This is a genomic window from Bombilactobacillus sp. ESL1202, from assembly GCF_058107125.1.
Window position 1 is genome coordinate 937,966 of sequence record NZ_CM176590.1, and the last position, 19,631, is coordinate 957,596.

The window sequence follows — 19,631 nt, forward strand, 5'->3', positions numbered from 1 at the left end:
TGTTAATTGCCTGACAAGAGGTTCGACAATTGATCGTAACAGACAAATATTTCGTGATAAAACTTTTCTGACTTAACTCTTTCATTTCGTTAAGTCAGAGCTGAAAGTTTGACTTTTGCGGTGAAAACTTGTACAAACTAGCTGTATTTCTATATCAATTGGCTTAAAATAAAGTTAAATAATAGAAATGAGAGGATAATATGAAAGCACATCGAAAAAAAGGTTCTTGTACAACAATTTTAGTCGGAAAAAATGCTTCAATTGACGGTTCAACCATGATCGCCCGCAATGAGGATGGCAATGAACCTCTGCATCCCCAAAAATTCGTCTATGTGAAACCTGAAGAACAAAACCAACATTATCAAGCTGTTTTAAGTAAATTCAACTTAGATTTACCAGCTAATCCATTAGGATATACCGCCACCCCAGAGGCTGTCAGCGGACATGGCCTTTGGGCAGCAGCCGGAATTAATAGTGAAAATGTAGCGATGAGTGCCACTGAAACCATCACCACCAATAGTCGTATTTTAGGTATTGATCCGCTCGTTAATGACGGTTTAGGTGAAGAAGATATTCCGACCATTGTCTTGCCTTATATTCACAGTGCTCGTCAAGGTGTCGAACGTCTCGGCCAATTACTGGAACAATACGGAACCTATGAAACTAATGGAATTTGTTTTGCTGACAATGATGAAGTTTGGTACTTTGAAAGTATTGCTGGTCACCATTGGGCTGCCATTCGCATTCCTGATGATTCTTATGTCATCGCCCCGAATCGCTTTAATATTACTGAATTTGACTTTTTATCACCTGATACCTTGTGCAGTAGTGATTTAGAAGATTTAATTGAAAAGTATCACTTAAATCCCGATCCCGAAGGTTATAACTTACGCCATATTTTTGGTAGTGCCACTGTCAAAGACACCCGTTACAATAATCCGCGAGCTTGGTTTGGTCAAAAATATTTCAACCCTGAATTTAAAACGACCCCGATTGACCAAGACTTACCATTTATTTGCCAGACTAAGAAAAAAATCAGTGTCGAAGATATCAAATTCGTTTTGAGTTCTCATTATCAAAACACCCCTTATGATGTTTACGGTACTACTAATACTGACGCTGAGAAAAAATTGTTCCGGCCCATCGGCATCAACCGCAATCAAGAATTACACATCTTACAAATTCGTAACGATGTTGCTAAAGAAATTGCTGGTATTCACTGGTTAGCTTTTGGTCCCAATACATTCAATGCGGTTATTCCGTTTTATGCTAATGTGACTGACACTCCGGCCACTTATCGTGATACCACAGCCAAATTTGATCCCCAAAAGATGTACTGGTTGTCTAATACTTTAGCAGCTTTTGGTGATGATCATTTTAATTTAGTGGAAGATTCAGAGAACGTTTTTGAACAAAACACTGTGGCTAGCTGTCGCAATTTACAAATCAAAGCTGATCAACAAGTTGCCAGTGAAGGTGACGTTCCGGCTTATTTAACTAAAATCAATGAACAAATGGCTCAAATTTCATTAGACAATGCCACCGAATTATTAGGTGAAATGGTTCATTTAGTAGCTCCACGCATGAATTTACAGTTTACTTTGCATGATTAATCCATCATATAAAAAGAGATTGAAACACAAAAATTTTACTTGCATCACAAAAAAACTAGCTATTTGGTCCAACCGGGTCAAATGGCTACAAACTTAAAAAAGCGTCAGTATTTTCTTGCTGACGCTTTTTTGTATGCATATAATTCCATAATATTTCTATATAAACGGAACATTTTTATGGAGATTTATTTCTCTACAAAATGCTGTTGACTCCAATTTAAAACTTTAGCTTCATATTGTTGTGGTTGCTTTTGATAAGACTGTGCATGACTGGCACCTTTGACTAGCCATAACTTTTTGGGGCCGTGATCATTATCATAATTAATCCGCGCATTTTTGGTTGGCACAAAGGTATCGTCAGTACCGTGAATAATGAACAAAGGCACTTTATTATGCTTCAAAGTCTGCGCTGTATCAGCAGCATAAAAACTATATTTAGCTAACATGTTAGTAAACATATTAGCTGTTGGAATTAAAGGAAAACTAGGCAATTTAAATAAAGCATGCAACTCATGTTCTAATTCACCCTTAATCGTGGCGTAACCACAATCCGCAATCGCAAATTTTACTTGTTGTGGAACTTTTAAACCAAGGTAATACATTACCGTTGAAGCTCCCATGCTGACACCAAACAAACCAATCTGACTGCTAGCCCCGTTATGCTGCAGGATTTGCTGAACCCACTCCTGGTAATCGTTACGATCAAGCCAGCCATAACCAAGGTACTGTCCACCACTCCGGCCCGAAGCCCGATCATCAGGCGCCAAAACATTATAACCTGCTTGATGAAACAATTTAATATATGCCCCCATACTCAAACTATTATCACCATAACCGTGGGCAATTAAAATAGTTTTTTTCGTATTCGTACTAGCGGGGTAATAACGAGCTTTCAAATGGACTTTGGCTTGATCTGCCGTTGTTTGTTGCCACACTTGTTGGGGAGCCTTTTTGGCCCACAATTCAGTTGTTGTCAAGGGTTGACCGTGGTTACGGGCACTATAACCACCTTTTTTGATGGCAAAATTAAATAAGTAGTACGCGCCACCTAAATCCGCCGCTAAGAAAAGTACTATTAAAGAAGTAATGACAATTGCTTTCCAATGCTTTTTCATTGTGCTTGAACCTTCTTCACCAAATCTAGCGGTTGCTCAATTAAATCAATCGCACCGGCTTGCTGTAATTCAACAGCATCTCCAAAACCATAGAGTACGCCAATTGTCTTCACTTGATTTTCTTTAGCTCCCAAAACGTCAGTATCGCGATCACCAATCATTAAAGTTTGCGTAGCTAGTAATTCATGTGTGGTCAAAGCATGAGCAATAATATCTTTTTTCGCCATGGTTTCGCTTAAATCTGCACCATAAATTCCTTGAAATTGATCCGTTAATTGTAATTTGGCAATAATTTGTTTGGCAAAGTTTTCCGGTTTGGCCGTTGTAATATATAGGTCTTTACCTGATAGATTTAACTGTGTTAACATTTCACTAATTTGCGGATAAAGTTCTAATTCTAACCAACCCTTTTTTCCGTAGTATTCTTGAAAATCAGCAATTAACTTAGTAGACAGTTCACTATGAGCGGGAATTTGACTATACTTTTCTAAGCTTTCCATCAACGGCGGACCAATAAACTTCCGTAATTGTTCATCACTTAAAATCTCTAACTGTTCTTTTTGATAAGCAAATTTTAAAGAATTCATAATTCCTAATCCACTATCAATTAACGTTCCATCTAAATCAAAAAAAATATTTTTTATCAAAATCTCGACCTTCTTCACAATTTTTTTACAAAATAAGATTACAATGACCCATATATTATAATTGAGGTGAACTTATGAAAAGCACTAACGTTCAGAGTGGTTTAAGTCAGCAACAAGTCCGTCTTCAACAACAAAATGGCAATACTAATCACGTTAAAAACCAGAATTCGACATCAATATCTAAGATTATATCAAAAAACTTATTGACTTTATTTAACTTAGTCAATTTAGTAATTGCTATTTTGATTTTTAGCACCGGCAATTTTGTCAACCTGTTTTTCTTAGGACCAGTAATTGCTAACTTTATAATCGGTACATATCAAGAGATTCACGCTAAAAAACAACTTGATCAATTAACCTTCTTAAACCGACAAAAAATTTCTGTTTTACGTGATGGTCAGGCAACAGAGATTTTTCAAGATGATTTGGTTTTGCATGATTTAGTAATCTTACAACGCGGTAATCAGATTCCCGCCGATGGTCGAATTTGTCAAACGTCACATTTAGAAGTTGACGAGTCCAATCTAACTGGTGAATCTAATCCCGTCATTAAGACAACTAATGACCCAGTTTTATCCGGAAGTTTAGTTATCAGCGGTCAGGCTCTAATTGAATTAACCGCTGTTGGTGAACAAAGTTTTGCCAATCGGTTAGCCACTTCAGCTAAGCAACAAAGTCATAATGTTTCACAATTATTAAATATTATCAATCAAATTATTAAGGTCTTAACTTACATCATCGTTCCCTTAGGCTTACTACTATTTTGGAGTAGTTTTCACCATTCTCATAACTGGTCTGGTGCTATTTTAGGAACTTCAGCTTCTATTATCGGTATGATTCCGCAAGGATTAGTGCTATTAACCTCAGTCGCCTTGGCCGTTGGAGCTGTCCACTTAAGTAAAAAACAGGTGCTGGTTAAATCTATGACTGCTTTAGAATCATTAGCCCGCGTAGACACCTTATGCTTAGATAAAACCGGTACTATTACCACTGGCAATTTAAAATTAGTGCAAATTATTCCCCAAAACTTAACACAAACTAAATTACTTGAAATTTGTCAAATAATTGTCCAAGCCACTAATGAAACCAATGAAACAGCTCAGGCTATTCTTCAAGCTCAACAACCATTAACTTCTTTACCACTTGTTAACAGTATTGTTGCCTTTTCTTCCCAACGTAAATGGTCGGCAGTAAATTTAGAAAAGGAAGGTTATTTTGCTCTAGGTGCCCCCAATTTTATCTTAAGCAACCAACAGCAAATCAAAGTTGCTCAACAGTATGCCCAACAAGGTTATCGGGTCTTAGCCGTTGTCCAAGCTACTCAGCCAATTGTCGAAGAAATTTCTCAGCCAAAACTACTGGGTTACTTATTAATTGAAGATGAAGTTCGCCCAACTGCTCAAAGTACTTTTCAGTACTTGCAAGCTCAAGGAGTTACCTTAAAAATCATTTCCGGTGATGACCCCGCCACAGTCAAAAATATCGCTCAGCGGGTTCACTTAAGTCAACAAATCAAAGCTATTGATATGTCCACAATTGATCTAGAAGCACCTTTGACTGATTATGCTCAAATTGCCCAACAATATACCGTTTTTGGTCGAACCTTACCTGAACAAAAGCAAAAACTCATTCAAGCTTTACAACATAAAAAACATCAAATCGCCATGACTGGTGATGGTGTCAATGATGTTTTAGCCATGCGTCAATCCGATTGTGGTATCGCCATTGCTGGTAACAGTGATGCCGCTGAAAGTGCCGCTGATTTTGTTTTATTAGATCAAAATTTTGATTCGATGATTTATGTTTTGAATGAAGGACGCCGTGTCATCAATAATATTGAACGAGTTGCTGCCCTGTACCTAATCAAAACTATGTATTCTGTTCTCTTAACTATTTTGTTCATCTTTATGCATACCAATTATCCATTCCATCCTGCTCAAATGACACCAATTAATGCCTTAACAGTCGGTCTCCCCACTCTTTTCTTAGCCCTTCAGCCTGATTTTCGACCACCAGAAGGTCGGTTTTATAAAAATGTGATGCAAGTAGCGTTACCAGCCGCTTTAAGCATTACGTTAACTGTTTTTATAATTGTAAAAGTAGGTGGTGGACAACAATTGAATTATGCTCAAACCTCAAGTTTGGCCGTTTTTGCCGTGAGCATGATCAGTTTTGCGGCTTTATGGACGATTGCTCGGCCGATCAATCGTGGTATTTTAATTATTTTCTTAATTTTATTTATCACTAATCTTCTAGTATTTATCTCTTGGGGACGCCCATTTGAAATCTTAAATCTGTTGCAAGAACCCATGCTTAATTGGAGCCTATTCATTATCTTGGCTTTTTATCCGCTCTTTAAATTGTTACGTGAAGTCTTAGTTCGTTACTGTTTTAAATAAAGCTGCGACCAGAAGCGATTAGGAATTGAGTATAGCCTAGGCTAAGTTCTTAAGTCGGTTTAGACTTGAGAATTTAGGCGTAGCTAAACGCAAATTCCTGCTTCTGAGAACGTAATTTCAATAAAGCTGCGACCAGAAGCGATTAGGAATTGAGTATAGCCTAGGCTAAGTTCTTAAGTCGGTTTTAGACTTGAGAATTTAGGCGTAGCTAAACGCAAATTCCTGCTTCTGAGAACGTAATTTCAATAAAGCTGCAACCCAGAAGCGATTCAATAATTGATCTACAGCGCCCAATAATTTTTATATTTATACTCGTTAAATTAGTATTGGACCTTTGACTGCCTGATTGGCATCAGCAATCACTAAACCCATTTCTTGATCACTTAACTTTTGCGTGGCTGTCCGTACTTTTTGTTGATCAATCATAGTAAAAGCATATTGTAACCTAACTGCCAAGCGAACCAAAGTTCGACGATTAGTTGGGCCTAAACGTCCATTAATATAAAGATGATACTGTGGATAACGTTGCATAATTTGTTCCACTAAGGTTAAATTTTGGTTCTGACGAACTTGAACCACTGTTAAAGCTAAGGCCACTCGATCTTGAAAATTACCCAAAAACTTCCGCTTTTCATCAGGTTTTAACTGTGGCTTTCCAAAAACATTTTGTTTAAGATAATCTTCCACACTCGTCATTTTGGAGCTCCTCCTTGAACATTGGTTGGATGCTGTTTGCTAGTCTGATATAGAGTTTTAATAATTCGATAATTAGCTCGGCCAATACTCTGCATATTTTTTAATGTATAAGTATGAGTTACACTTTGATGATGTTGCCAATAATGATATAAAGGTGTTGAATCAACATAAAAATGTTGCGCTAAAGAAGCGTATTTGACATTAAAAACTTGGTCTTCCATTAATGGTAAATCTTGCGCAAAAGTCAAATGATGCTGTTTGATTAAATCTAACCGATAAACTTTGTTCCACGTGTAACCCATCACAAAACTCCCGGTTAATTTAGTCATTTGTTTAATTACTTGGGTGCGAGAAGCATAGTCATGTATATGTTCTGTAGGTCGGGCTAAAATTTTCTTCTCCGACTCTTTAAAAAAGCCACAAATAGCCAGTTCCAAGGAAGCTTGTGCAAATTTTGACAAAAAATAATTGGTATACTGCGGCTCTAGCCAATCATCACCATCAATAAAAGTAATTAGATCACCTTGTGCTTCTTGAATCCCCCGATTACGTGCTGCTGAAATACCTTGATTAAAAGATTGATTAACTAATCGAAAATTAGCTTGTTTTTGCATAAATTCGTGTGCAATCTCCACCGTCTGGTCATTCGAAGCATCATTAACCATTAACAATTCAAAGTTCTGATTGATTTGCGCCGCAATGGAGGTTAGACTCCGACGCAAAAGTTGCTCTTCATTGTATAATGGCATTACTAAAGTTAATTTAACCACAGTTCAATCTCCTAATTGTTCAGTAACTCTATTGTATTAATTTCAGTGAGGAATCTCAATGCAAAGAATTTTTCAATTTTCAAAAACTAATAACTTTCGCGAATTAGGTGGTTACAAAACTGTTAATCACCGTCATATCAAATGGCAAAAAATTTTACGTGCTGGCTATTTAAGTGCTTTAACACCACGAGAATTAAAGTTTCTTAAAAACTATGGCCTTCGTTATAGCTTTGATCTACGTTCCAATTATGAACGTCAAACTTGGCCTGATCCACAGACTAATTTTTTAACTTTAATTGCCGATCCACTATATGCTCCCAGTGATAGTTCAACTACTGGTGATAAATTATATCAAACTTTGTCACCCCAACAACAATTTTCCGGTTTACCTGGTATGTATCAGCAAATTGTTTTAGATCATTATTCCCAAAAAGTTTTTTATCATTTTTTTGAAGTCTTATTGGCTAGCCAAGAGCCTCAACAATCCGTTGTTTTCCATTGTTCTGCCGGAAAGGATCGTACCGGAATTTTAGCAATTTTGTTACTCTTGGTTTTACAAGTACCCGTTGAATATATTACACAAGATTATTTACTAACCAACTTAATGTATACCCACGCTGTTGACTTAAGTTATTTAGATAATCCCACTGATCAAACCATTCAAAAAATGAATTTTACTCCTGCTGATCAGGCAGCTATTACCGCCATTCAAGTCGCTGTTACAGGTATTTATGGTTCCTGGAACAACTTTGAGCAAAAAATTTTGGGACTGAGTAAGGTTAAAAAAGACTTGTTAATTAATTTATATACTGAACCTGATACTACTAAGGAGTAAACCATGAACATCAAGCTAGTTTTTAGTGACATTGATGGTACTTTAATCAATGACCAAAATCAATTAACCCCTGCTACCAAACAAGCAATCAATGATTATCAAGCCCGTGGTGGATTATTTATTTTAACTACTGCCCGACCACCTCAAGCGACTTATCCGTTATTAAATGCATTATCAGCTAATAATACTTGGGCCATTTGCTTAAACGGGGCGCTAATTTTACAACAACAAAATTCTAGTTACCGTACTGTATACCAACAAGAAATTGCCTCAACCACAATTCAGCAATTACTGAACTTAATTCAGACAGCCAACCTCAATGTTTCTTGTAACTTTTTCACTAACAATACTTGGTATGCAAGAAGCCACGATCGCTTTGTCCAATTAGAAGAAGAAATGACCCAAACTAAAGCGACGATCAACACTAATTGGCAAGCAATTTTAACCAACCAAAATATTAATAAAGTTCTTTGTATGGCTGATCCTATCACTATCAAACAACTCATGACACTCATTAATAATTATCAATTACCCTTGCAATTTACCCGTTCCAAAGCTACTTACTTGGAAATTGTCGCTCCGCAAGTTTCCAAATTACAAGCCATGAAATGGTTAACCAAGCACTTACACTATTCTTTAAATCAAACTTTAGCTATTGGTGATGGTGAAAATGACTTGCCCATGATTAAAACGGCTAAAATTGGTATCGCGATGGGCAATGCTTTTACCTCCGTGAAAAAACAAGCCAATTATTTAGTCAATGATTGTAATCATGATGGCGTTAAAGACGCATTAATCCGCTTTACCAAAGATTAATATTAATATACGGCTAGCTAAAAAGATAAGATTCAACCAATGCTTCTCCAGACAAGGTAAAGACAATAAATTAGCGAGCGACTTATATCTAAACATTAATTGATTATTGAATTAGAACAGCAGCTATTTTTCGTGTATCCTTTGATTAGCAGCCGCAATACTAAGATTTTGAATGGCGACCAGTTAAGCCTTCATGCCATTTTACAGGCAAAATATATTCTGATTCAGTTACTTCACCATGTAATCTCTGATTCAAAACTTCAACTGCCAATTGGGCTAATTGATTAATTGGTTGAATAACTGTCGTTAATTGGGGCACCAAGTTTTGCATCATGGTGGTACCATCATAACCGACTACTAATAAATCACGAGGAACTTGCCGGCCTAACTCCAAGGCTACCTGACAAATCAAAATTGCATCTGTATCATTGGCTGCAAATATAGCTTCAACTTGCGGCTGTTCTTGAAAAATTTTTTGAAATACGAGCCGTTTAGCCGCAGCACTAATATTAAAATCTAACTCATAGGTGATTGGTTCTAAATGATGTTCAGACATAACTTGTTCATAAGCTAATCTGCGTTGCTGCGCGGGAGTTGCTAAATCATGAGGGCCATTAGTATGAATAATTTTATTAACACCTTGTGCTAATAAATGTTCGGTCGCCAATTTTCCTCCCAGATAATTATCACTAGCTATCACTGGAATATCATCATTAACCACTCGATCAATTGCCACAACTGGCAGATTTTTTTTCTGGTACTGGCTTAAACCTTGATTATGAGTCCCAACAATCAACCCATCAACTTGTTTAATCAGTAATTGATCTAAATAATCAGCTTCCTTGCGTGGATTATTCATTGAGTTCCCAATTAAAACTTTAAAGCCTCGTTGATATAATTGATTTTCCAAATTGGTTGTTAATTCACCAAAAAAAGGATCCGCCACAGTTGGTAGCAAAATACCAATTAAATCCGTTTTATTATTATATAGTTGACGTGCCACAACATTGGGATGGTAGTCCAATTGTTCCATCGCCCAATAAACCTTATTGATTGTTTTTTGGCTCAAATAACCACGGCGATTTAAAACCCGTGAAACTGTTGTTTTAGAGACTTGAGCTAGTTTAGCTACATCTTCTAATTTGGGCAAATCATTCACCACCTAATTTTAGTTCATTATATAACAAATCTGCTACCTAGTGCGACTGGTACCATAATCATCTTCACCGTTTTGTCCTCACTCAAACTACATTATTTTTTAAATAAAAATGAGGTTCGGAACAAAGTTATTGAGAAATTAAACCTTATCAATATTAAATTCTAAAACCTACTGGCATTAGTAATTAATATTTGAAGGCCTAATTTCTAACCTTTTCCTAACCTCATTTATTAAACTTTCAACTGCTATTTCTTGCCTAGTTTGTCTTGGCTATTCGCTCCTAAATTAATATTGATTAACATCAGCAGCTAAACGATAAACCGAACTGTTTACCGTGCCTGCGCCGTCAGCTTGAATCTGAATTTCTGGCGCTTCTTGAAAGTAATAGCGTTCACTAAAAACTACTTCGCCGTGATTAACAAAAATTTCCAGCGAACTGCGATCTACAAAAATTTGCAGTTGTAAATGATCGCTTGGCATTAACTGACTATAGCGGGAAGTTTCACGATCGGAGCGACTTAAAATCAATTGATGTTTTTTCACTTGATAAATCAATTGCGTTTTGGCTGTCGTTTGGGGATCTTGAAAGGTCAAATTAATCTGTGATCCCAAAAATTGTTGTAAGTCGATCTCCAATTGTAATTCAGCCGTTTTCTGTCCACTACAAATGATTGTTTTTTCACTGAGTGACTGTTGTTGATCGCTGATGAGCTCTTGACGCAAATCCTGTAATTCTTTAATAGGTTGCATATATAAACGATCATTTTGCCAAATTAACTCCCGCGGTAAAGTCAAAGCTCCAGACCAACCATCAGCTTGTTCCGGCATTGCACTTTCCCACATGGCTAACCAACCAACCACAATTCGGCGCCCATCTGGAGCCAACATGGTTTGCGTTGCATAAAAATCATGGCCTAGGTCTAATTCTTTAAAATTATTATGTTCAAACTGAGCTTGCTGATAATCTAATTGACCAGAAAAATAACCGGTTTGGTGTAAATTCAAATATTTATGATCTTGTGCCTCAATACCTTGTGGTGAAGTAATTAATAGATCTTGACCATTTAAATGAAAAAGATCTGGACATTCCCACATGTAACCATCTAATTGGCTTTGTTGTCCCTGACTAGCAACACCTAAATATTCCCAATCTTTTAAATCTGTTGAACGATATAAGAGCACCCGCCCCAAGCCAGCTTGATTTTGACTACCTAAGATGACGTAGTATTGCCCATCATGTTCCCATACTTTCGGATCCCGAAATTCTTGCGTATTATCGTCTGGTGGCGTTGCAATGACTGGATTATGTTCATACTTAGTAAAATGAATGCCGTCAGTACTATAAGCTAGGTTTTGATTTTGCCAATAGCGATCAGGATCGTTAACATCATAATAATTATTACCAGTATAAATCAGATACAAGATATCATCTTTAACTATGGCACTCCCTGAGAAGCAACCATTACGGTCTTCAGGATCACCCGGTGTCAAAGCAACTGGTAATGTTTGCCAATGAATCAAGTCGCGACTTCGCGCGTGCCCCCAGTGCATTGGCCCCCATTCGGGAGCGTCAGGATAATATTGATAAAACATATGATAATAACCTTTAAAATAACAAAAGCCATTGGGATCATTAATCCAGCCAGCTGGAGCCATTAAATGATACCCCAAACGATAACGCTGATTAGTTACTTGTAAATTTGTCATTAATTTAACCTCTTTATTAACCCGCCAACAAAATCAAGTACGCCTGTTGTAAAAAATTCTCCCTAAACTGGAGCTCATTTCATGACGTAAACTACTGATTTTTAAGGGCATAATTTTTGAAACTGAGAAAATTATTTCTTATCTTTTCCCTATCTTTAATTTAAGAACGAATAAACGGATCACCATTCACATCTTGATTGTCTTTTTTCAAAACGAAGAAGGCGTAAATACCGGCTAATAAAACGGTAATTGCAATTACGTGGAAAGTGTTACTATAACCGATATGATCGCGTAAAGTTCCTAACGGATTTGACAATAAAACCTGACCAATTTGGGATGCAACCTGAAAACCAATCATATATAAAGTGGCTGACAATTTGGTGTCAAAGTGCAACGTAAAGTAACGAAAAATTGGCAGTGAAAACAAAGGTACTTCAATTGAATGTAGCATTTTAATACAGGAAATTGCAACTGGATTATGAAATAAACCACAACCGCCAATTCGAACAAACATTACTGTCACACCTAATAATAATGCATTCCGGACACCAATTTTACGCATTAAAATTGGTACTAAACTCATCATTAAAGCCTCAAAGAAAACTTGAACCGAATTTAGAGTGCCATACATATGTTGTCCCAATGCTGGGTTAGAAAATAATTTTGTATAAAAGTCTGGAAACATTTGTTGATCAAAAACTGTATAAAAAGTATTAGTAAACATGATAAAAATAATAATTAACCAGAGTTCTTTCATCTTCAGCAAGCTCAGCATATCTTTCAAAGACGGTGTATCGCTGCCTTCACCAGCCAACGCTAAATTTTGGTCAACTGTTCGCTCTTGTTTTGGTACCCAGAACAATAATTCCAGCAATAGTACAACTCCAAAAGCTGATGCAAACAAAAAATTTAGCTTCGGATTAATTACAAATAAATAGCCTGCTAAAAGCGCTACCAAAGCATAGCCAAAAGAACCCCAAGCCCGCGCTTGTCCATACTCAAAATTAAAGCGACGACTCATTTTTTCAGCAACAGCTTCAAAAATACCAGAAGCTGATAAAAAGCCAGCCGACAAAAAGATTGCACCCAATATCATTCCTAAAGCAAAATTATGATGTAATAATGGTGCATAAACCCACACAAAAAATGGTCCAATTAATGCATCCAAGGCTGCACAAAAGATCAATAAGTAACGTTTGATAACCAACTTATCCTGTAGAGTTCCATAGATAAACATCAAAACTAAAGTGCCTAAGGAATTAGCCGAATAAATTGTTCCAACCGCACTTCCAGATAGACCTAAACCATTCTGCTTAGAAGTTAACCATAATTGAAAAAACGACCACCAAACACCCCATGAAGCGAAGAATAACAACAAAGTTACCGAATTCTGTAAATAAGACGGATTTTTCAATGTCTTCTTTAAATTCAACATAATTTAATTCCAACCCCTTTTTTAGGTAAATAACATGCCAACCGGTTAGCATTTTATGAAACGTTTACAATTAATATTATATGGATTCGGTTTCATATGTCAACCGGTTAATATAAATAATTAAACTTAAAAATTGTTTAACTAAGCCAGCATCAACATTCGTGTTGGAATAATAGTAAAATTAAAATTATTCCAGTCCATCTAGTTGAACATTAACTCTTAAATTAGGTCAACTATCTAAATTCTATCCCTTTATTGTGAACGTCCTCACTTAAAATGAAACAAAATCTCAATGTCAACCCTTATTTCACGAAATTATGTCCCACTTTTGAAACATTTGTCCAACATTTATTTTATTTGTGTCGTTTCTGCAACACTTCAATCGTTCTTGTAGTGGTTATCTGCTCAAATTTTCGGTACTATACAATTGTCAACTGAGAGAAAGCCTCTCATCTGATCATAATTGTAGAACATTGTAATTCAAGACCTCTTCTTTTAGGAGGTTATTACAATGAAAACATTTTTAAGTCTTTTTAGCGTTTTAGCAATAAACGCTTCCCTAGTTCTGAATCAGTTTGGTGGTTACTCCCCTAGTGCCGCCGCTGATGATATCAGAACTGAAACAATGAGTGCTGTAAACCCCATATCAAATAATAAAAAACAGCAACCCATTAAGGTTAAATCCGAATTAATCAGTACTCCCCATACTGGTAATTCGATTAACCACTTCCCCAATGACACTACAAATCAAAATAATCAAAGTTCTCCCCAGAACAATGAAGCACATCAAACAGTAGCAGCACCAAAAGCAAGTGCTACTAAGTCCCCAGCGATGGGCGATCAAACAAGTGATACAACAAACGCCATCGCCTTTGAAAATGTTAAGTTTCCAATGGGAAGTTTCCACGGCAATGGAAATGTACCAGGAGATGGACATATTTATCGTTGGGCAGATGCACCGATTGATAATTGGTTTTTACTAGAACGTTCAACACCGCAAGCAAACAAGGTCTGGAAGTTACAAGTAGGTTCTACAATCAAAGCAAATAATCAGACGTATCATGTATATGCAATTTTAAATCACGTTGGACATAACGATCCTCGTCCAATGGAACAATTACAAAACAATGGTGGTTTGTTAATTCAAACCTGTGAACAAGCAGTTTACAACTCCCCCCTAACCTTTGTTTTGGCTAAATAATATAATATATAATTTTAAGTAACATACTAAAAAACAGATGAACAAAACCGTTCATCTGTTTTTCTATGATTAAAAATCAAATATCATTTATTAATTTCATTTATCATCAGACATAAATAAGTTATTATAGGATAATTTAGCTAAACTTTCACTTAAATCATCTATTGATTCTTCCATTCCAGAAAAATACCATTGCCGGACGACGCCTAAACCGCCCTCTACATTGTACCAAACCAGATCGTAAGATTTCTGTGGTAATACTTCCTTAACAATATAATTTGTTAGCGTTTTAATAAACAAAAAGAAGCATTCATCACTACATAAAACTCGAAACTTTTGATTATTATCTTTAATCTTTGATAAGCTTTCTTTTAAAACTCGTGTATAAGCAACTAAAAAGTTTGGTTGATCCCAACATTTCTTAACTGCTTCAATCCAGACAAGACCATTTTGTTCAATAATTTCCGTCAGTACTTCGTAAGTGTTTCGATAGTGGGCATAAAAAGTAGACCGATTAATATTGGCCACATCACATAATTCCTTGATAGTAATATCATCTAACATCTTTTTTTGCATCAAATGTATCAAAGAAGTTTGTAACATTAATTTAGTATAATTAAACCTTGCTGATTTTGTTAGCATGGAATCCCCCCGATAAAGCCCATATACACCATTATAATAAACTGTTTCATCCTTAAAATAAACAAAAAAGACACTACATAATCAGAATTACCAAAGTCCTCCCCAGAACAATGAATTCACATCGAGTGTCTTTTGTTTATAATCATATTACAATAAGCACAATAACAATTCTACGGCAATAGAATATTCATTATCATAACTCATTATTCTTGAATTGCATGACTGATAATTACCTTTTATTAAAACGTACAGTACCGCAAGCAAACGGACAAGGTCTAAATAAACGATTCAATCATTGCACATTTATAATTATAGCACGGTACTTTAAGAAATAACAGTCTAAATTCATTAAAAATATTTTTATTTACTATCCTTCAGTAATATTGCCTATTCTAACAGTAACTATCAGCCATTAAAATTTTATGATTTTATTCAAAGAGACTGGCTAATCGCTTAAACTAAACTCTAAAAAAGAATCGTCATCATTAATCAAAAAATTGGATTCAATAATAATTACTTTTTAAGCAACTATTATTAAACCCAACTTCTATATAATCAAGCTTATAAATTATTTAGCTAATAGATAAATATTCGAAATTTTTTGATCTTGTGTTACTTGAACTTTAATTACAATGCCACCATTTTCAGATTGAATTTCTGAAGGACGAGTAGAATTTTGGGGAGTATTTGCTAACACGTCATAAACTTGGTAGCTTTTTTGATTAACAACAATTTTTGTACCCACTCGTAAATTTTGAACCATGTTTGCTTGCGTTCCTGTACGTTCTAGTAAAAACCAATTATCATGAGGAGCATCAGTCCAGCGATAAACTTTTCCAGAATCAGGTAAGATACCATTGCCGTGGTAATTTCCTACCTGAAAAACATCTTTATCAATTGTCATCACATCTCGCGGATAACTTTCTGGATGATTCGGATCAACAATTGTTACGCTAGCTTGTGAAATTGCAGTACCAGAAGCTTTAGAACTATCAGTAGTAACTGCGGGGGAAGATTTCACAGGTTGTTCATTATTTGTTTTAATTGTTCTTGTATTCTGTTCTTGATGATTAACGGTGATCGTTTGTTCCGATTTAGCGACATTCTTTTCAGCTAATGTCTGACTATTTAATTGACTAACCGGTAATGTCATATTCATCGCTAAAGCACTAAAAACTGCTAATAAAATTTTACCTTTCATTTGGGTACCTCCTTAAAATTAAGAGGTCCAAATTTACGAGTTGTTTAAATTGTATTTAATAAAAAATTTTGTCGTTCCTTTCAAGGAACAATTATATAATAACCAAATTATTCTGCTTTAACAACGACAGGTACTTTTAAAGTGTTGCAAAAACGACACAATATAAATTCTTGTTGGGAAATCGTCCCATAAATGAAACAGTATTTCATTTTTTTATAAAATAAATAAAATTATCATTCAAAACAGCCCCATTTAAGCTATTTTAATGAGCAAAAAGTTCATCCAAGTGTCCCTTATATGAACTTTTTACCAAATTGATTAAACTGTTGTCCAGTTAAGTAAGGCATTTATCGATTTATAATTACTGTATTTTTAGTTTGACTTCTATAAAATGGCGCGCTATACTGATGCCAACAAAAAATAAGAAAGGATGAAAAAACATGAGACGTTTATTAATATTACAACTAAATATCTCTTGGCAAAGCCAGCACAAATGATCGTACACGTTTTTGACGGATACGATCTGGCAAACAGTTTGTATCCGTGCTGACTTATTTTCATCAATTAATTGACTGAAGTTTGCATGGTTATAACACAGCAGACTTTGGTTTCTCAAGGACAAACCAGAACTCTCGCTGGTTTGCCCTTTTTTATTGCATAACTATTAAATGAGGTGAAATTTAAAATGAAAAGAATGCTCGCTTTCATCAGTATATTATTGATATTTTTAGGATTTGCTTTTTTTAAAGAGCCCAGTTTCCAACAAGCTAGCCAGCATGATGAAGTTGTCCATGTTGGTATTTTACAAATGGTAACTCATCCGGCTTTAGATCAAATTAGACAAGGAATTAAAGATGGTCTCCAAGAAAAAGGATATCTGGTCGACAAAAATCTGAAAATTGATTTTTTGAACGCTCAAGGTGATCAAAGCAATTTAAAAACTATGTCGCAACAATTAATTAATAAAGACAAATTAGTTTTTGGCATTGCTACGCCGGCTGCTCAATCTTTAGCTAACAGTGCTAATAATAAAATTCCGGTCATTTTAGCGGGCATTTCTGCCCCGGCCTCTAGCGGTTTAGTCAAAAGTGAGACGCATCCTGGCAATAACGTTACTGGTTCTTCAGGATTAAACCCTGTTCAAAAACAATTCAACTTAATTCGAACCATTGTTCCTCAGGCTCATCGAATTGGGATCATTTATACATCATCAGATCACGGCGGCCAAGTTAATGCCCAAGAATTTCAAAAAGTTGTTCAAAAAGCTGGCTTGACACCAAAAATGTTCACAATTTCTAATACTAATGATTTACAACAAGTTGCTACGCAAATGGTAACACAAGTGGATGCAATTTATGCTCCACAAGACAACGGCATTGCTTCTGCGATGAAGACACTCGTCAAAGTCACTAACAATGCTAATATTCCAGTTTTTCCTTGTGCAGAAACTATGGTTCCTGATGGTGGGGCAATATCCTACGCCATCAAACAACGCGACTTAGGCAAAGTCGCTGGTCAAATGGCTGGCGAAGTTTTAAAAGGACGAAAAACCAGTGATTATCCCGTTCAACACGTTATTCAAGGTCACTACATTATTAATGAAAAAGAAGTTAAAAAATTGCATCTTCATATACCAAATCCAATTATGCAAGCTGCTAAAAAAGATGGGAGGATCATCAAATGAGTTTAATCACATCAAGTATCGCCCAAGGTTTATTATGGGCTATTTTAGGAATTGCCTTATTTTTAACCTTTCGAATTTTAAATTTTCCAGATATGACTGTTGAAGGAACTTTTCCTTTGGGCGCTGCGGTAACCGTAGCAACCATTATTCATGGAGGTTCACCATTGTTAGCAACACTTCTAGGATGTTTAGCTGGAGCTACTGGCGGTTTAATAACCGGTTTGCTCTACACGAAAGGAAAAATACCAATTTTATTAGCTGGAATTTTAGTGATGACCGGTTGTCTATCCGTTAACTTACGTATCATGGGGGGATCAAATATCTCTTTATTAGGACAAAAAACTTTTTTTAATCTCCCCTTCCTTGAGAGTCTACCGCGTTATTTTGACGGTATTACTATCGGTTTAATAACAGTTATCGTTATTACTGGCTGTGTTAGTCTCTTTTTAGTCACAGATTTAGGTCAAGCCTTTATTGTGACCGGTGACAACCCAATTATGGCCAATTCTCTAGGAATTAAAACTGATAATATGATTATTTTGGGATCGACCATTTCTAACGGGTTAGTCGGTTTAAGTGGTGCTTTAATTGCCCAAAGCAACGGTTATGCTGATGCTAATATGGGGATTGGTATTATCGTTATTGCCTTAGCATCAATTATCATCGGTGAAGTTGTCTTTGGTGAATTAACTTTAAATCAGCGGTTAATTGCAGTTACTTTAGGTAGTATTATTTATCGCTTCATTTTATTAATTGTCCTGCAACTCGGTTTTTCAACCAATGACTTAAATCTAATTTCCGCAATTATCTTAGCAATTTGTCTAATGTTGCCACAATTACGTCACTGGTTAAAATTAGATCAATTATTAACGAGAAAGGAAGACTCACAAATTGAAAATTAAAACTCCAATTCTAAAATTACAAAATATTACCACCAAAGTTAATAAACATACCACTAATGAAGCAACCATTCTAAATCATTTAAATTTAGATATTTATCCAGGAGATTTTATTACCATCGTGGGCAACAATGGTGCTGGTAAATCAACACTCTTCAATGTTTTAGCTGGCTATTTACAACCAGACAGTGGCCATATTTTTCACTATCAAAAGGATATTACCAAATCTTCAGTTGCTAACCGAACCAAATTTTTGAGTCGCGTTTTTCAAGATCCCAAAATTGGAACTGCTCCGCGCATGACAGTAGCCGAAAATATTTTACTGGCTGATAAACGCGGTAAAAGACGCGGATTAAAATTACGAAAATTGAAAGGCAACAAACAGAAAATTACTGATTTAACAAACAGAATTGGTAATAACCTAGAATCTAAATTAGACACACCTACTGAACACTTATCTGGAGGACAACGTCAAACGTTAAGTTTTTTAATGGCCACTTTAAATCACCCAGAAATTCTATTATTGGATGAACATACGGCCGCTTTAGATCCACAAAGTAGTTTAGCTTTATTAAATCAAACCAATCGCGTTGTTACTCAAAAAAAGTTAACTTGTTTAATGATTACCCACCATTTAGATGATGCTCTACGTTATGGTAATCGCCTATTAATTTTAAATCACGGTCAAGTTAGTGCCGATTTTAAAGCAGACGAAAAACAGCAATTATCTACAGAAAAATTAACGCGCCTCTTGCTTCAAACTTAATAAAGATTATCAATTAAAATAGTCACGGTTCAATCCAGTTTTTCAA

At 35.7% G+C, this 19,631-nt stretch carries 17 protein-coding genes; 8 read left to right on the forward strand and 9 right to left on the reverse strand.

Annotated elements, in window-relative coordinates; all coding sequences use genetic code 11:
* The first annotated feature begins 200 nt into the window (after positions 1–200).
* Positions 201–1,613, forward strand: a complete 1,413-nt coding sequence (locus tag AC3B7A_RS04110; protein ID WP_489756455.1) for a C69 family dipeptidase — start codon at positions 201–203, stop codon at positions 1,611–1,613.
* 185 nt (positions 1,614–1,798) lie between these two features.
* Here AC3B7A_RS04110 and AC3B7A_RS04115 read toward each other — a convergent pair whose 3' ends face one another.
* Positions 1,799–2,728 carry an alpha/beta hydrolase gene (locus tag AC3B7A_RS04115; RefSeq protein ID WP_489756456.1) on the reverse strand — a complete coding sequence of 310 codons (930 nt, stop codon included), beginning with the start codon at positions 2,726–2,728 and terminating at the stop codon, positions 1,799–1,801.
* Entirely contained in the window at positions 2,725–3,375 is a 651-nt protein-coding gene (locus tag AC3B7A_RS04120) for an HAD hydrolase-like protein (RefSeq protein ID WP_489756457.1), read from the reverse strand. The genes AC3B7A_RS04115 and AC3B7A_RS04120 overlap by 4 nt, the downstream gene beginning before the upstream one ends.
* A 74-nt stretch (positions 3,376–3,449) precedes the next feature.
* Here AC3B7A_RS04120 and AC3B7A_RS04125 point away from each other — a divergent pair, with 74 nt between their 5' ends.
* A complete protein-coding gene (locus AC3B7A_RS04125; protein WP_489756458.1) occupies positions 3,450–5,774 on the forward strand; it encodes an HAD-IC family P-type ATPase in 2,325 nt (774 codons plus the stop codon).
* Between the two features lie 315 nt (positions 5,775–6,089).
* Here the strand turns inward: AC3B7A_RS04125 and AC3B7A_RS04130 are convergent, their stop codons facing one another.
* Together AC3B7A_RS04130 and AC3B7A_RS04135 are read right to left on the reverse strand one after the other, a co-directional pair.
* On the reverse strand, positions 6,090–6,470 hold the full coding sequence (locus tag AC3B7A_RS04130; protein WP_489756459.1) for a DUF1694 domain-containing protein: 381 nt from the start codon (positions 6,468–6,470) through the stop codon (positions 6,090–6,092).
* On the reverse strand, positions 6,467–7,240 hold the full coding sequence (locus AC3B7A_RS04135; protein WP_489756460.1) for a glycosyltransferase family 2 protein: 774 nt from the start codon (positions 7,238–7,240) through the stop codon (positions 6,467–6,469). The genes AC3B7A_RS04130 and AC3B7A_RS04135 overlap by 4 nt, the downstream gene beginning before the upstream one ends.
* A 58-nt stretch (positions 7,241–7,298) precedes the next feature.
* Between AC3B7A_RS04135 and AC3B7A_RS04140 the strand changes: the two genes are divergently transcribed.
* The gene (locus AC3B7A_RS04140; protein WP_489756461.1) at positions 7,299–8,075 is read left to right on the forward strand and encodes a tyrosine-protein phosphatase; all 777 of its coding nucleotides are present in this window, start codon (positions 7,299–7,301) and stop codon (positions 8,073–8,075) included.
* A gap of 3 nt (positions 8,076–8,078) precedes the next feature.
* Positions 8,079–8,891: a Cof-type HAD-IIB family hydrolase gene (locus AC3B7A_RS04145; RefSeq protein WP_489756462.1), complete on the forward strand. Its 813-nt coding sequence runs from the start codon at positions 8,079–8,081 to the stop codon at positions 8,889–8,891.
* 160 nt (positions 8,892–9,051) lie between these two features.
* On the opposite strand, the gene AC3B7A_RS04150 is transcribed toward AC3B7A_RS04145, so the two are convergent.
* From AC3B7A_RS04150 to AC3B7A_RS04160, 3 genes are all read right to left on the reverse strand, one after another.
* Positions 9,052–10,041, reverse strand: coding sequence for a LacI family DNA-binding transcriptional regulator (locus AC3B7A_RS04150; protein WP_489756463.1), 990 nt, complete (start codon positions 10,039–10,041; stop codon positions 9,052–9,054).
* A 294-nt stretch (positions 10,042–10,335) separates the two neighbouring features.
* Positions 10,336–11,757 carry a glycoside hydrolase family 32 protein gene (locus AC3B7A_RS04155; protein WP_489756464.1) on the reverse strand — a complete coding sequence of 474 codons (1,422 nt, stop codon included), beginning with the start codon at positions 11,755–11,757 and terminating at the stop codon, positions 10,336–10,338.
* A 160-nt stretch (positions 11,758–11,917) separates the two neighbouring features.
* Entirely contained in the window at positions 11,918–13,192 is a 1,275-nt protein-coding gene (locus tag AC3B7A_RS04160) for an MFS transporter (RefSeq protein ID WP_489756465.1), read from the reverse strand.
* Positions 13,193–13,703: 511 nt separating this feature from the next.
* Here AC3B7A_RS04160 and AC3B7A_RS04165 point away from each other — a divergent pair.
* On the forward strand, positions 13,704–14,393 hold the full coding sequence (locus tag AC3B7A_RS04165) for a hypothetical protein (protein WP_489756466.1): 690 nt from the start codon (positions 13,704–13,706) through the stop codon (positions 14,391–14,393).
* A 96-nt stretch (positions 14,394–14,489) separates the two neighbouring features.
* Here the strand turns inward: AC3B7A_RS04165 and AC3B7A_RS04170 are convergent, their stop codons facing one another.
* Both AC3B7A_RS04170 and AC3B7A_RS04175 read right to left on the reverse strand, forming a co-directional pair.
* Positions 14,490–15,035 carry a TetR/AcrR family transcriptional regulator gene (locus tag AC3B7A_RS04170; protein WP_489756467.1) on the reverse strand — a complete coding sequence of 182 codons (546 nt, stop codon included), beginning with the start codon at positions 15,033–15,035 and terminating at the stop codon, positions 14,490–14,492.
* Between the two features lie 568 nt (positions 15,036–15,603).
* Positions 15,604–16,236 (reverse strand): hypothetical protein, encoded by a 633-nt coding sequence (locus tag AC3B7A_RS04175; RefSeq protein WP_489756468.1) that lies wholly within the window; start codon positions 16,234–16,236, stop codon positions 15,604–15,606.
* A 685-nt stretch (positions 16,237–16,921) separates the two neighbouring features.
* On the opposite strand from AC3B7A_RS04175, the gene trpX reads away from it, so the two are divergent.
* From trpX to AC3B7A_RS04190, 3 genes are read left to right on the forward strand one after another with little or no spacing between them, the layout of a single operon-like run.
* Complete coding sequence (trpX, locus tag AC3B7A_RS04180) at positions 16,922–17,920, forward strand: tryptophan ABC transporter substrate-binding protein (RefSeq protein WP_489756469.1); 999 nt, start codon at positions 16,922–16,924, stop codon at positions 17,918–17,920.
* Positions 17,917–18,822 carry an ABC transporter permease gene (locus AC3B7A_RS04185; protein ID WP_489756470.1) on the forward strand — a complete coding sequence of 302 codons (906 nt, stop codon included), beginning with the start codon at positions 17,917–17,919 and terminating at the stop codon, positions 18,820–18,822. The genes trpX and AC3B7A_RS04185 overlap by 4 nt, the downstream gene beginning before the upstream one ends.
* Complete coding sequence (locus AC3B7A_RS04190) at positions 18,818–19,585, forward strand: ABC transporter ATP-binding protein (protein ID WP_489756543.1); 768 nt, start codon at positions 18,818–18,820, stop codon at positions 19,583–19,585. The genes AC3B7A_RS04185 and AC3B7A_RS04190 overlap by 5 nt, the downstream gene beginning before the upstream one ends.
* Positions 19,586–19,631: the final 46 nt, after the last annotated feature.

What these genes read in the sequence shown, in the direction of transcription:
- AC3B7A_RS04140 (WP_489756461.1), top strand. Translation starts at nt 7,299, where the DNA reads ATGCAAAGAATTTTTCAATTTTCAAAAACTAATAACTTTCGCGAATTA.
- AC3B7A_RS04130 (WP_489756459.1), bottom strand. Translation starts at nt 6,470, where the DNA reads ATGACGAGTGTGGAAGATTATCTTAAACAAAATGTTTTTGGAAAGCCA.
- AC3B7A_RS04160 (WP_489756465.1), bottom strand. Translation starts at nt 13,192, where the DNA reads ATGTTGAATTTAAAGAAGACATTGAAAAATCCGTCTTATTTACAGAAT.
- AC3B7A_RS04125 (WP_489756458.1), top strand. Translation starts at nt 3,450, where the DNA reads ATGAAAAGCACTAACGTTCAGAGTGGTTTAAGTCAGCAACAAGTCCGT.
- AC3B7A_RS04175 (WP_489756468.1), bottom strand. Translation starts at nt 16,236, where the DNA reads ATGAAAGGTAAAATTTTATTAGCAGTTTTTAGTGCTTTAGCGATGAAT.
- AC3B7A_RS04165 (WP_489756466.1), top strand. Translation starts at nt 13,704, where the DNA reads ATGAAAACATTTTTAAGTCTTTTTAGCGTTTTAGCAATAAACGCTTCC.
- AC3B7A_RS04170 (WP_489756467.1), bottom strand. Translation starts at nt 15,035, where the DNA reads ATGCTAACAAAATCAGCAAGGTTTAATTATACTAAATTAATGTTACAA.
- AC3B7A_RS04115 (WP_489756456.1), bottom strand. Translation starts at nt 2,728, where the DNA reads ATGAAAAAGCATTGGAAAGCAATTGTCATTACTTCTTTAATAGTACTT.
- AC3B7A_RS04185 (WP_489756470.1), top strand. Translation starts at nt 17,917, where the DNA reads ATGAGTTTAATCACATCAAGTATCGCCCAAGGTTTATTATGGGCTATT.
- trpX (WP_489756469.1), top strand. Translation starts at nt 16,922, where the DNA reads ATGAAAAGAATGCTCGCTTTCATCAGTATATTATTGATATTTTTAGGA.
- AC3B7A_RS04155 (WP_489756464.1), bottom strand. Translation starts at nt 11,757, where the DNA reads ATGACAAATTTACAAGTAACTAATCAGCGTTATCGTTTGGGGTATCAT.
- AC3B7A_RS04110 (WP_489756455.1), top strand. Translation starts at nt 201, where the DNA reads ATGAAAGCACATCGAAAAAAAGGTTCTTGTACAACAATTTTAGTCGGA.
- AC3B7A_RS04145 (WP_489756462.1), top strand. Translation starts at nt 8,079, where the DNA reads ATGAACATCAAGCTAGTTTTTAGTGACATTGATGGTACTTTAATCAAT.